The 12,336-nt window shown below is 51.8% G+C and carries 14 protein-coding genes and 1 pseudogene; 12 read left to right on the forward strand and 3 right to left on the reverse strand.

The genetic code is table 11. From position 1 onward, the window contains the following. Positions 1-40 precede the first annotated feature (40 nt). The gene (locus tag ABD796_RS01830; protein ID WP_344901927.1) at positions 41-448 is read left to right on the forward strand and encodes a GNAT family N-acetyltransferase; all 408 of its coding nucleotides are present in this window, start codon (positions 41-43) and stop codon (positions 446-448) included. A 125-nt stretch (positions 449-573) separates the two neighbouring features. On the opposite strand, the gene ABD796_RS01835 is transcribed toward ABD796_RS01830, so the two are convergent. Further along, positions 574-1,212 (reverse strand): NADPH-dependent F420 reductase, encoded by a 639-nt coding sequence (locus ABD796_RS01835; RefSeq protein WP_344901930.1) that lies wholly within the window; start codon positions 1,210-1,212, stop codon positions 574-576. A gap of 119 nt (positions 1,213-1,331) precedes the next feature. On the opposite strand from ABD796_RS01835, the gene ABD796_RS01840 reads away from it, so the two are divergent. Both ABD796_RS01840 and ABD796_RS01845 read left to right on the forward strand, forming a co-directional pair. After that, complete coding sequence (locus tag ABD796_RS01840; RefSeq protein WP_344901933.1) at positions 1,332-1,667, forward strand: winged helix-turn-helix transcriptional regulator; 336 nt, start codon at positions 1,332-1,334, stop codon at positions 1,665-1,667. Between the two features lie 28 nt (positions 1,668-1,695). Beyond that, the gene (locus ABD796_RS01845; RefSeq protein WP_344901936.1) at positions 1,696-1,935 is read left to right on the forward strand and encodes a hypothetical protein; all 240 of its coding nucleotides are present in this window, start codon (positions 1,696-1,698) and stop codon (positions 1,933-1,935) included. A gap of 63 nt (positions 1,936-1,998) precedes the next feature. Here ABD796_RS01845 and ABD796_RS01850 read toward each other — a convergent pair whose 3' ends face one another. Both ABD796_RS01850 and ABD796_RS01855 read right to left on the reverse strand, forming a co-directional pair. Then, entirely contained in the window at positions 1,999-2,550 is a 552-nt protein-coding gene (locus tag ABD796_RS01850; protein ID WP_344901939.1) for a TetR/AcrR family transcriptional regulator, read from the reverse strand. Next, complete coding sequence (locus tag ABD796_RS01855; protein ID WP_344901942.1) at positions 2,519-2,944, reverse strand: DUF5360 family protein; 426 nt, start codon at positions 2,942-2,944, stop codon at positions 2,519-2,521. Before ABD796_RS01855 ends, ABD796_RS01850 begins: the two co-directional genes overlap by 32 nt. Positions 2,945-3,073: 129 nt before the next feature. On the opposite strand from ABD796_RS01855, the gene ABD796_RS01860 reads away from it, so the two are divergent. The 9 genes and pseudogenes from ABD796_RS01860 (at position 3,074) to ABD796_RS01900 (ending at position 12,263) form a co-directional block, all read left to right on the forward strand. Continuing rightward, entirely contained in the window at positions 3,074-3,550 is a 477-nt protein-coding gene (locus ABD796_RS01860; RefSeq protein ID WP_344901945.1) for a DsbA family oxidoreductase, read from the forward strand. A gap of 443 nt (positions 3,551-3,993) precedes the next feature. Then, positions 3,994-4,965 carry an ABC transporter substrate-binding protein gene (locus tag ABD796_RS01865; protein WP_344901948.1) on the forward strand — a complete coding sequence of 324 codons (972 nt, stop codon included), beginning with the start codon at positions 3,994-3,996 and terminating at the stop codon, positions 4,963-4,965. 303 nt (positions 4,966-5,268) lie between these two features. Beyond that, positions 5,269-6,552, forward strand: a complete 1,284-nt coding sequence (locus ABD796_RS01870; RefSeq protein WP_344901951.1) for a helix-turn-helix domain-containing protein — start codon at positions 5,269-5,271, stop codon at positions 6,550-6,552. A gap of 80 nt (positions 6,553-6,632) precedes the next feature. Continuing rightward, on the forward strand, positions 6,633-8,537 hold the full coding sequence (shc, locus tag ABD796_RS01875) for a squalene--hopene cyclase (protein WP_344901954.1): 1,905 nt from the start codon (positions 6,633-6,635) through the stop codon (positions 8,535-8,537). A 95-nt stretch (positions 8,538-8,632) separates the two neighbouring features. Then, complete coding sequence (locus tag ABD796_RS01880; protein ID WP_344901957.1) at positions 8,633-9,205, forward strand: isochorismatase family protein; 573 nt, start codon at positions 8,633-8,635, stop codon at positions 9,203-9,205. Positions 9,206-9,513: 308 nt separating this feature from the next. Further along, positions 9,514-9,852, forward strand: a pseudogene (locus tag ABD796_RS35590) (ribonuclease domain-containing protein); the annotation flags it as partial. Next, complete coding sequence (locus ABD796_RS01890) at positions 9,849-10,133, forward strand: barstar family protein (RefSeq protein WP_344901962.1); 285 nt, start codon at positions 9,849-9,851, stop codon at positions 10,131-10,133. The pseudogene ABD796_RS35590 and the gene ABD796_RS01890, both read left to right, overlap by 4 nt. 125 nt (positions 10,134-10,258) lie before the next feature. Then, positions 10,259-10,945, forward strand: coding sequence for a winged helix-turn-helix domain-containing protein (locus ABD796_RS01895; protein WP_344901965.1), 687 nt, complete (start codon positions 10,259-10,261; stop codon positions 10,943-10,945). A 1-nt stretch (position 10,946) separates the two neighbouring features. Continuing rightward, positions 10,947-12,263, forward strand: coding sequence for a sensor histidine kinase (locus ABD796_RS01900; protein WP_344901968.1), 1,317 nt, complete (start codon positions 10,947-10,949; stop codon positions 12,261-12,263). Positions 12,264-12,336 lie beyond the last annotated feature (73 nt).

A 12,336-nucleotide genomic window follows, 5' to 3' on the forward strand; every position in this document is an offset into this window, starting at 1 on the left:
ATGAGTGTTCCGAAAAGAATGTTTCGCGAGGAGAGATACTATGAAGATGGAGTTTGCAACAGAATCAGACTACACATACATACTTGAACATGACAAACATGTGCTAGATGCCCTCATCTTATCCAAGATACATGGAAAGGAAATAATTATGCTGCGGGATCAGGAAGATGCCACTATCGGGTGGGTGCGCTACGGATATTTTTGGGACAATACTCCCTTTATGAATATGATCTGGGTTGACGAGGAGTACCGGAAAAAAAGGATTGGAAAGCAAGCCGTACTCTTTTGGGAAAATGAAATGAGAAAAATGGGGCATAAACTGGTGATGACTTCCACCTTATCTAACGAGGAAGCCCAGCACTTTTATAGGAAATTAGGTTATAAAGACGCTGGTTGTTTGTTGCTGTCCAACGAGCCCTTGGAGATCATAATGACTAAAGATCTTTGAGAGTTATAACGGAGGCTCAACAGCTTGCAACAAGAAGCCGAAGAAAGCAGTTACAGGAACCCCGGAGCCAGCCACATTCCGGCAGTCGGATCAGGCGGTTGTTGGCTCCGAGGAATCTCCCTACTCTATTGTCTCAGCAACGCAAATGCGGAATGTGGCGCTTGTAATTGAATTTCGCTAATGACACAAGCAAGCATGATGGATTCTTGCAGACGGCTTTGACCAATGTCACCCAAGTCCACAATCATGGACCAGCCCAGATCTATAAGCAGAGTTCTAACCTGATCTTTGGACGGGTTATCGTTCCCGGACATAAACATGATCGGAGAGCCTTCTTTAAAAGACGGATGAATCATGACTTTCTCGCTAACTGTATTGAGTGTCTTAACAACATGACTTTCTGGCAGCAGCTCCTGGACGATTGCCCCTGCCGATGTATCTTCAAGCAGTAAGCGCGGTCCTTTGTCGACATATAGCGCATTGCTTACATCAATGACCGTCTTGTTCTTCAGCTTGACCGGATCGATGGTTTCAAGCACATCCTTTAAACAAGACCAAGGGAGCGCCAGGATCATCATCTCGCCAAACTGGGCGGCCTCGTCATATGAAGTAATGTCTCCCGACTCGCCTACTTCTTGCTTCCAAGGAACATGCTTCGGATTATGGGGCTCCCGGCTGCTGATTCGCACCTGATAACCAGCCAAAGCCAATCCTTTCCCCAACATTTTACCTACATGGCCGGCCCCAAGTATTCCAACTCTCATCGCTATCACCTCCTCGTTACGAACGATTATACAAATTTGGCATGCTGCCAACAATTAGGCACTTTTTAGTTTCCAAGCGTGCCAGGAGATCATGTATAATACGGAAAAGAGGTGGGAACATGCCTGTTCAACGGAATGATTGCCCGGTCGAAGTTGTATTTTCGATATTAAGCGGGAGATGGAAAATTCCGATTTATCGTTATTTATATAAAAGCAACAAACCGGCTCGTTATAGCGCGCTGCTGCGGCATTTGCCGGCTATTTCGAAAAAAATATTGACGGAGCAGCTGCGCGAGCTTGAACGTGACGGGATCATCGAAAGAACTTCCTATCCGGAGCCTCGTCCAAGAGTCGAATACAAGTTAACTGCCCATGGACTTTCCATGATTGAATTCCTCGATAAAATGAGCGAGTGGGGCGAAACGTATATGTTGTCAGGGGGAAAACGATATTAAGAAGCGAGTTATAGTTTCAGGAGCTGTCTTGATTTTCGCTTTATTGGTCATCACCACGATTACATGGCTGCCTGCACACAGCTTGATAAAAGTGCCATTTTCAGAGAACCGATATGTTATGAAAACCGTGAATGCACAGCTTGTTACGCGTGAAAACGAGCTTTTTGAAATGTACGTGGAACAAATGAGAGAAAAGGGATATGCCTATGTACAAGAGGAACGGATGGGAGCCTTGTGCGCTTTTGAAAAGAACGGCGAAATCCATTAATTTGCTTATCCCCGAATCAAGCCATTCAAATGGTTTATTTGAGCGTACGCCCTCTTCAGAGAGCTACTTTACGATCCCGTACAGAAGCATATCGACCATCCGGCGCAAAGCCTCTTCTAAGGATAGCCGGCCTCCCTCTTTCGTTTTCCGGTCCATCAATTGATACAGGGCTCCGGTATACATATCGATAAACAACCCGATATCGAACGGACGGATCGACCGTTCTTGAACCCCTTTGTCGACAAGCAAACGGATATTCTCCCATCCTTCCTGCACGTACGCCTCCACGAGCCTCCACTGTTCCGGATACAATTTCTTCAGCTCGTCCAATGTCCGGATATCCGTGAAGGCAAATGCGTTCGGAAGCATCATCAGAGCCCTCTCTATCTTCTGAACGACGGGCAAGGAGTCCTCCTGCATCATTTGCGCTTCGGCATCTTTCATTTCTTGGATAGACTGCTCGATCAAAAACGTGATGAGTTGTTCTTTGGAGTCGAAATGCTGATACAAAGTCTTCGTACTCATTCCCAACCGGCTGGCGACATCTCGTATTGCAAATTTTAAGCCGCGTGCCTTGATTTCCTCAATGGCCGCGTCCGCGATTCGATCCTGCATCGGAAGTGCGTCCCCCTTTCATGACGTTGCCGAGGAAAAAGAGCGGATAAAGAAGAAGAAACAGGTTGGGTATCCACCACATGATATCGAAATCGCGCCGAATCACCCAGAAAGCAATGGCTTGCAGCCCCGAACACGAGGTTAGCAGCAAAGACGTCATGCACAACGACGACCACAAGGGATTTCTCCGATGATAGTAGTGGAGGCTTAACAAGCCCGTAGCTGAAATGATCAAATCTAACGGAATGAACGACAAATTCCAAGCTACAAGCAGCTCGTTACGATAGTCTAGATAAAGATAGGATTCGGGGATCAAACCCGAAAAGGTAACGGCCCAATACAACACAAATCCAATGTCCGTAAACCACATAAGACCTTTCAACGTTTTTCCCATTTCTTCTCCCCTAATCGGAATGCCCGGAAAACATATAAACCATTTTGTTTTCCTTGATTTCCATCATACATTCCGCTGCATCCATAATCAAGCTAATCGTTTGTATACAAGCAAGCACAAGTAGCCGAAATGATTAAAAAAGAAGCCGGACTGGACGTCCATTATGATTCGGTTATTGTGGCAAATACGTTTGATGCTCATCGTTTGGTTCATTTTGCAGCCAAAGCGGGAAAAGGAGCGGAGTTGACAGAACGGCTTATTCGCGCTTACCTTTCGCAATCTTTGAATATCGCCGACCACAACGTACTTGTTTCCTTGAGCGGCGAGGCGGGGCTTGATGAAAAGGAAGTAGCGGAAATGCTTGAATCCGATGCTTACAAAGATTCGGTCCAAGCAGACATGGCCGAGGCTAGAAGGTTGAAAATTTCAAGCGTACCCACCTTCGTGTTTAATAACAAATACAGCATTTCAGGCGCTCAGTCCGAGCAAGTTTTTTTGAATGCGCTGAACTCGATCTGGGAGGAAGAAAAAGAACTCCAACAACTGGGTGACAAGAACCGATCAGAAGGTGATGATAGCTGCTCTGACGGGATTTGCCATGTGTAATTGGGTCAGACAGTCCGGGAATGATGGTAGCCTGGAAGCACAGCAGCTTGTCGAGCGTCATGCCGATCCTGCCGATCGGCGGGTTGTCCGGGTCCGGCTTTCGGATAAAGGGAAAACGTATATCGATCGCATTAACGAGGCCCGCCTCCATCTGTTCGTTGGTCTCGCCGAGCATCTGGGGAGGAAGAAAGCCTGCTCTTCGCCAAGACGATGAGAAAGGCTTCGGACTATTTGCGCAACCAACAGGAATCTTATATCCGAAGCTTCTTTGTCGATGAACCTGGCGAGAAATAGAAATAAGTTCAGAGTCTGCAGGACGTACCCCATCTATTGAAGTCCAAATGATGCATGCAGATGTCCGGATCACGCATGTTCGATCGATCAGGAATCTGTTATACTAGCTTCGTTGGGAATGATTATCATTATAGATAAGGGGTTATAACATGAAGTTTCGTTTATCGCGAATAGCAATCTTTCTTATGGCGATCACCGTTATTCTCTCCGCTTGCGGGACCACCAAGAGCAATCCGGGCAGCAGCGAAAAACCGCAGGCCGAGGCAAAAGCGGAAACACGTATATGGACGGACGGCAGCGGTCGTAAGGTGGAAATCCCCGTTAAGCCGAAGCGCGTCATTACCACTCAATACTTGCCGGAAATGCTCGCCCTTGATGTAAAACCGCTCGGCGTGGCGCGTCACTTGCTGACGAACTTTGCATCGGTTCGCGGAAAAACGGACGGCATCGAGGATTTAGGCGCAGTGAACGAGTTCAATGTGGAAAAGGCACTGGCCTTGAATCCGGATCTCATCGTGGCAATGGAAGGCAACGATGAACTCATTAATAAATTAAGCAAAATCGCTCCGACCGTTGTTGTGACATGGGACGGTAAGGATGCATTCGACCATCTGCGAGATACCGCGAATGTGCTGGGCATACCGGAGAAGGCGGATAAATGGATCGCGGACTACAAGAAAAAAGTGGATAAAACCAAAGAAAAGCTGTCCACTCTTGTTTCCCCGAATGAAACGTTCGGCACCGTCGTTATAGGCGGATTCAAAAAAGGACAGCTGCGCGTGTATGCGGACCAGAACGTCGGCTATACCTTTTTCAAGGCTTTGCAATTCCCGATGACCGATAAAGTGAAGAACGAATGGAACAAGGAAAAACGCAGTTTAGGCATGGACATCTCGATGGAAATGCTGCCGGAATTCGCTTCCGCCGATCGTCTGTTTGTAGTACAATTTGATAATGATCCCGATTTCTTGAAACAAGTTTCGAGCAGCAACCTATGGAGTAATTTGCCGGCAGTGAAAAACAACAAGGTATACACCTTAGAAAATGCACTATGGTTCCCGCTTGATGTGCTTTCCTTCGATCAACAGCTGGATGATCTGGTGAAGGTAATGACACGTTAGTAAGGGGACGGGTAAGGAGTTTTAGGTATGATACTGCACCGTATCTACATGTGGACGGATATGGCTCTTCTTACGGAAGGGGACTATCGCTGTTCCGGCTCGCCGGCTCTGCTTTTGCCCATTGCCGGAAAAGCAAACTGGCGGATAAACGGTCAGACCGCAGAACCTATGACGGCAGACGCCTATGTTCTGCCTCCTCATACAGCAGTAAGCTTCGCAAACGCTTCAGGGTCTCCCTGGAGCGCTTTTCTCATTTCCTTTCAAAGTATACCGTTGGCGGGTCATGAGCCAAGCAACGACTCTATGGCGGCAGATTGGGTACAGATGCTCTATACGGCCTCAACGAGCAGCATGATCCGACTTGCCGAGCAATTGTACGAGTGTCGTCATGCTGCGAATGAAGCCGATGCATACGGACTGCACGCTCTCTTTCAGAAGATCATGCATCTGGCGCTCGAGGCTGTCGCTGCAAGCGAACAAAGCCATTACGAGCAGGCGCTTCCTGCCGTGAGGAGAAGCATTGCCTACATTGACAGCGCGTTTTCGGAGCCGATCCAATATATCGATCTAGCGAAGCAATACGGGCTATCGCCGAGGCATTATTCCCGCATTTTCCGAAAGCTGACGGGGTTCAGTCCGATGAATTATATTATTCACCGTCGGGTCACGGAAGCCAAAAGGCTATTAACCTCGACCTCGGAGCCTGTACAACAGGTTGCCATTCGAAGCGGGTTTAGCGATCCGTTTCATTTTAGTCGTACCTTTAAACGGCATGTGGGCCTCTCCCCTCGCCTTTATGTTCATTTGCACAGAGAACAGAGCCGCGTTGCCGTCTATCAATATTTGGGAGAGCTTCTGGCGATCGGCGTGAAGCCGGTAGGCGCCCCCAAGCCGCTGCTATCCGGCAAATACGTTCGTCATTTGGTAGATGGAATCGTCGAAACGGGCAGCACGGTGGTCATGCCCAATCTGGATCGGCTGAAAGGGCTAGAGCCTGATGCGATCTTTACGTTTGACGGATATCACTACGATCAATACAGTCAAATCGCGCCGACCCTGAACATTCCATGGTCGCAGCCGGCCTTTAACCGATTCAAGCTTGTTGCCTCCCTTTTGGGCAGGGAGCATCAGGCCGAAGCCTGGATTCAGCGCTATGCCGATCATGTTCAGCATGCGCGGCGGCGGCTGAAAGAGCGAATTGGACCGGACAAGACGGTTTCTTTCTGGTATATCCGAGAGTTCCCGAATCGATTTGACGTTTACTATGAACGGGAAATGATGTATGACGATCTGGGACTGCAGCCTCCCCCTGCCATTGAGCGCGCAAGAAAAGCGCGGCCCCAGCTTCCTTTTAAGCAGAGCAAGGAAGTATCGGAGATGCCGCTTTATGCAGGAGATCATATGTTTGTCGTGGTTGACAGCAAGGCCAGGGTCCTGTTCGAGGAACTGCGGCAAGGGCATATTTGGCGAAGCTTGCCTGCGGTACAGGCGGGGCGCGTGTACTTGCTAACGAGAGACTGGTTGTTTGTAGACCCCATCTCCAGACTGGGGCAGCTCCAAGAATTGCCGGGACTTTTCAAGCAATGAAAACACGGCGTTGCCGCACCTCATTTTCCGCCTCCGGCACTCATATAATGATTTATTATATCTGGGGAGGTCACCGGAAAATGAGCCAGACCTTGACTAATATCGAGCGGGAAATCGCCCGGCTGACAGCGGACCTCCTGCGTCAACAGCGGCAGGACGGCGCATGGGAATTCTGCTTTGAGAACGGGACTACTATTGATGCGCACGTCATTATTTTGCTGCGGTCGCTGGATATGGACGATGAGAAGCTGATCCGGCAGCTTCATGACCGGATTCTCGCCGCGCAGCAGCCCGAAGGCTGCTGGAAGCTGTTCCGGGATGAGGATGGAGGGAATTTGTCCGCCTCGATCGAAGCTTATTACGCGCTGCTGTACTCCGGCTACAGCCGCCAATCGGATGAAGCCATGGAACGCGCCAGACGCTATATCCAGTCCAAGGGCGGTCTCGGCCAAGCGACGAGCCTTCTCACGATCGGAATTCTGGCCGCAACCGGACAAACCAAATGGCCGCTTGCGATCTCGTCTATCCCCCTGGAACTCCTGCTTCTCCCTCCCTCCTTTCCGATCAGCTTTTTCGATTTTTCAGGATATGCGCGCGTTCATCTCGCTCCCATGATGATTATGGCTGACCGCCGCTTCTCCGTGCAGACAGAGCGGACACCCGACCTATCCGGGCTCAACAAAAGCAGGACGGACGGCAATGACGAGCTGCCGCGCGGGTTCGGGGAGATGATGGACCAGATCGAGGCAGGCGTGAAGCGTCTAATCGGTCTTCCAGGGCACATTCATGAAGTGGCGACACGCAGGGCCGAGACCTTCATGCTGGACCGCATTGAGCCGGACGGGACGCTGTACACCTATGCGAGCTGTACCATTCTGATGATCTTCTCCTTGCTTGCCTTGGGTTACAACAAAGAGCATCCGGTGATCAGGCGGGCCGTTCAAGGGCTAAAGGCCAAACAATACCGACTTGAAGACGGCGAGCTGACGATTCAGAACTCCCCCTCTACGATCTGGGATACGTCCCTGCTCACCTATGCCTTACAGACGTCGGGACTCGAGGACAATCATCCGTCCATTCGGCTTGCGGCCGACTATCTGTACGGCAAGCAGCACGACAAATTCGGCGACTGGAGCATCCGTAATCCGAATACGCCGCCCGGAGGCTGGGGCTTCTCGGAGCCGAACACGATCTTCCCCGATGTGGATGACTCGACAGCTGCGCTGCGGGTGCTGGCCAGCTTCTCGCGAACCGGCCCGACATGGCTCGAATCATGGAACCGCGGACTCCATTGGGTGCTTACTATGCAAAATAAGGACGGCGGCTGGCCGGCGTTCGAGAAAGACACGGGCAATCCTCTGCTGACATGGCTCGCCATCGACGGTGCCAAGTCCGCCGCGATCGATCCTTCGGAGGCGGATTTGACAGGCCGGGCGTTGGAGTACCTGGGGAATTTTGCCGGACTGAATGCTCGTTACGCCGGCGTCAAGCGTGGAACGGAATGGCTGTTGCACCATCAAGAGAAGGATGGGTCGTGGTATGGAAGATGGGGCGTCTGCTACATTTACGGAACTTGGGCCGCGCTTACCGGACTGGTCGCCGCCGGCATTCCTGCCGGCCATGAGGCTGTGCAAAAAGGCGTGAAGTGGCTGCTTAGCATACAAAACGAGGATGGCGGCTGGGGGGAATCATGCGCAAGCGACCGTCTGTTGCGCTACGTGCCTTTGGGCGCGAGCACGCCGTCCCAGACCGCCTGGGCGCTGGATGCGCTCATTGCCGCCCTGCCTCATCCTACCGCCGAGTTGAACAAAGGCATGAACAGACTGATTGCTTCCTTGCGGGAAGACGACTGGAAGACCGCCTACCCGACAGGAGCCGGCCTTCCCGGCAACTTCTACATCCATTATCACAGCTACCGTTACATCTGGCCGCTTCTTGCCCTTTCCCATTACCGGCGAAAATTCGGGGTAGCGCATAGCGGGTAACGTATCCCCTCCTTGTCTTCACAGGATTCGTCGTACATAATAATAAACATAAAGTTGAAATTAATGATGAAACGAATGAATTTAAGGAGTCGATCATGATGGAACAATTAGTGGATGCCGAGAAGACAGCGCTTGTCGTAATTGATTTGCAAAAATGGATTGGCAAAAACTATGCTCCATATTCGGCAGAGCAGGTCGTCGGCAACGCTGCGGCCTTGGCCGATGCTTTCCGCAATAAGGGCTCTTTCGTCTGTCTTGTTCGCGTATCGACCAAAGACGGCAAAGATATGCCGAAGCCGAAGTTGGATCAGTCTCCCCCACCGCTCCATTTTGTCGAAGGCTGGGATGAAATTGTACCGGAGATGAATGTCTCCGAGTCGGACCATATCGTGACCAAAAAGCAGTGGGGCGCCTTTTATGGAACGGACCTGGATCTTCAGCTCCGCAGACGGGGGATCGATACGATCGTGCTCTGCGGGATCGCTTCCGGCATTGGCGTGGATACGACCGCCAGGGAGGCGTTTATGCACGGGTACCAGGTTATTTTCGCCATTGATGCCATGACGGGATTTACACAAGCCGAGCATGACCATGTCCGGGATACGATATTCCCGCGCATCGGACGAGTCCGCACGACCGAGACGATTTTGGAAGCCATCCGGCAATAATCGGTCTCCATTTCGAAAAACAGAACAAGATCAGAAGCGAGGAACCAACTACGATGTTTGATGCATGGATGAAACAGATGGGCCGTCTGTCGCGCTCGTGGCTGGCAGCGATGATTGCGATGCTGGTGATTGCGCTGACCGGTTGCGGCAATGGGAGCGATAGTCTCTCTTCAGCCGGCAAACCGTCCGCCCCTTCGGCGACAGGCACCGGTCAGGCCGAACAAAAGCAGCAGCCTTCCAAGGCCGAGCAGCCGCCCCAGTCTACAGAGGGCTCCAAGGCGCAGGAAACTTCACAAGCGCCGCTTACCGGCTTTAAAGATGTATCGGATTATATTCGCCAGCATCAGAAACTTCCGGCGAATTTCATTACGAAAAAGGATGCCGAGCAGCTCGGCTGGGTAGCTGCCAAAGGGAATCTGCATAAGGTCGCGCCCGGTAAAAGCATCGGCGGCGATCGCTTTTCGAATAGAGAGAAGCTGCTGCCCGAAGCGAAAAAGCGGATTTGGTACGAAGCGGATATCCATTACAAAGAGGGGCCGCGCGGCGCGGACCGGATTCTTTATTCGAATGACGGATTGATCTACATGACAACCGATCATTATAAGTCGTTTACGGATATTACGAAGGAAGGCAGTGTCCGCGAATGAGTAAAGTTGTGGAGCTTACACAGTCGGAGGCGGATCGTTACGAGAACGTCCACGATTGGCTGAAACGGGAGCTGGACTTGCCCGAATGGTACGGCCACAATTTGGACGCACTATGGGATTGTATCACCGGCCACCTGCCCAAGCCCTTGCGAATCAGATGGATTGCCGACTCGGAGCACGAAGAACGCTATTCCGCTATCGTGGAGGTTTTTCGGGATGCCGCCGATCAATATGACGACATAAGCTTCGAGTACGTGGCCGGCCGACAGGAAGGCGGATAAGCGGGATCAAATTTAGTTCCGAGAATACGATTGGGCTCGATACACCGCACCGCCTACAGCGATACTTGGCTTGGGCGGTGTATTGTTTTGCCCTATAATCGAGGATGTTACGGAGGAATAATGCTGTGAAGATTTTATGGGTTGAGGATGAACCGAGAATCGTCGTGGATGTAATTTCCTTTTTGGAGCAGGAAGCTTGCACCGTCACCCATGTGCTGACTTCAGCTCAAGCGCTCGCGAAGCTGCAAGCCGGCTCCTTCGATATGATGTTGATCGATTGGATGCTTCCCGATATGCCCGGCACGGAGCTGTGCAAGGAAGTACAGAGACGCTGGCAGATGCCTGTTATTATGCTGACGGCAAAATCGGACGAGTGGCATAAAGTCATTGCGCTGGAGATTGGAGCGGATGATTACGTGATCAAACCATTCGGCATGCGAGAGCTGCTTGCCCGCATGAAGGCGGTGCTGCGCCGCACCTCGGCGAGCAGACAGCCCGAGGAGCAGCTTCTGCATGTCCATAGCTTGACGATCCATATTTCGGGACATGAAGTAACGAAACAAGGCCGGCCGATCGCCTTAACGCCTACGGAGTTTGATTTGCTTGTTACGTTGGCCAAGCAGCCAGGCCGGGTGTACAGCCGTTTGCAGCTTATCAACGATACGTTGGGAGATAGCTACCCCGGGTTCGAACGAACAGTGGACTCCCATATACGCAATTTGCGGCAAAAAATCGAGGATGACCCCTCCCAGCCGAAACTCATTGTTACCGTATACGGAGTCGGCTATAAGCTGAGTCAAGAGGGGGGCTAGGATGAAGCTCCAAAGCCTGAAGCACGTCATTCTGATATCGTTGGCCGTGGCGGCAGCCGGCTTCGTTGCGGTGTATGGCAGCCTTGTCTGGATGCTCGCAAAAGCGAATCAAACATATGCCGGGCAGCAGACGGTGCAGACGTCCCTTCTGCTCAGCTCGTCCTATGAGCTGTACGGCAGTTGGGACAAGGCGGCAGTCAAGCTGGGCGAACTCCCTTTGCTGCAGGAGCACCCGCTGCAAATTTGGACGAACGCCAATGAGCTTGTGTGGACCAAGCAACCGCCGCATAGCCGTACGGACGAAGCAAATTGGAGCAGCCGCCAGCCCATCCTGCTTCACGGTCAAGTGATCGGCACGTTCAGCGGCAGCTTCGCACCGACGCCGCTTGCTTTCTCTTATCCCCATTGGATTGCCGCTTGGAGCGGGTTAGGAATGGGCTGCTTGACCTATATTGCGCTTCGGCAGCAAAGGACGGCTTATGAACGCCGCTTCGAGCAGATCCGACTGCAGCTGCATGAGATCGACGCGCCTTACACAGCGGATTCATTTGCCAAGGAGCAGGACCAGCGCAACTTGGAACGGATCGACGTTTCGATTCACAGGCTCGGCGACCGCCTGCAACGGCTCGAGACCGTGCGCAAATCGATGGTAGCCGATATTGCCCACGAGCTGCGCACCCCGCTTACCGTGTTGCGCACGAAGCTTGATTATGCGCTGCAGCACGGACATTCGTTGAGCCATACCGAGGTTGTGCTCCTTCAGGACGAGGTATACCGGATGAGCAAGCTGTTGGGCGATTTGCAGCAGCTCGCCTTGGCGGAGTCGGGCCATTTGCAGTTGGACCGCCGATGGTTCCCGATAAGCGAGCTGATCGGGCAGCTCGTTTCATTATTTGCGATACAGGCCGAAGAGGATGGCATAACCATCGTCTATGACAGCCCGCTTGCTCTATCCATTTATGCCGACGAAAACCGCTTAAAGCAGGTCATCCTCAATCTCCTCGGCAACGCGCTGAAATACGCAAGAAGCAAGGTTGTCCTTACCCTTGCTTTGGAACATGACCAGTACGTGATCACGATAGCGGACGATGGCCCGGGAATCGAGGAAGAGGAGCTCCCGTATTTGTTCGACCGTTTTTATCAGGGGACTTCCAAGCGGCGCAGCGAGCCTGCAAAATCGTCCGCCGGCTTAGGCTTGGGATTGTCCATCGCCAAAAGCCTCGTGGAAGCGCATCGGGGAGCCATATCCGTCTCCAGCCGCTGGCAGGAAGGGAGCAGCTTCCGCATCGCGCTGCCGGTACTGAACGAAGGAACGTGACCTGCACAACTTCTCCACATTTTCTTCATTATATATGGATACGGGTCTGTTACATTTCCTCTTAGGATCGAAG

This window comes from Paenibacillus hodogayensis, assembly GCF_039536325.1.
Lineage (GTDB): Bacteria > Bacillota > Bacilli > Paenibacillales > NBRC-103111 > Paenibacillus_AB > Paenibacillus_AB hodogayensis.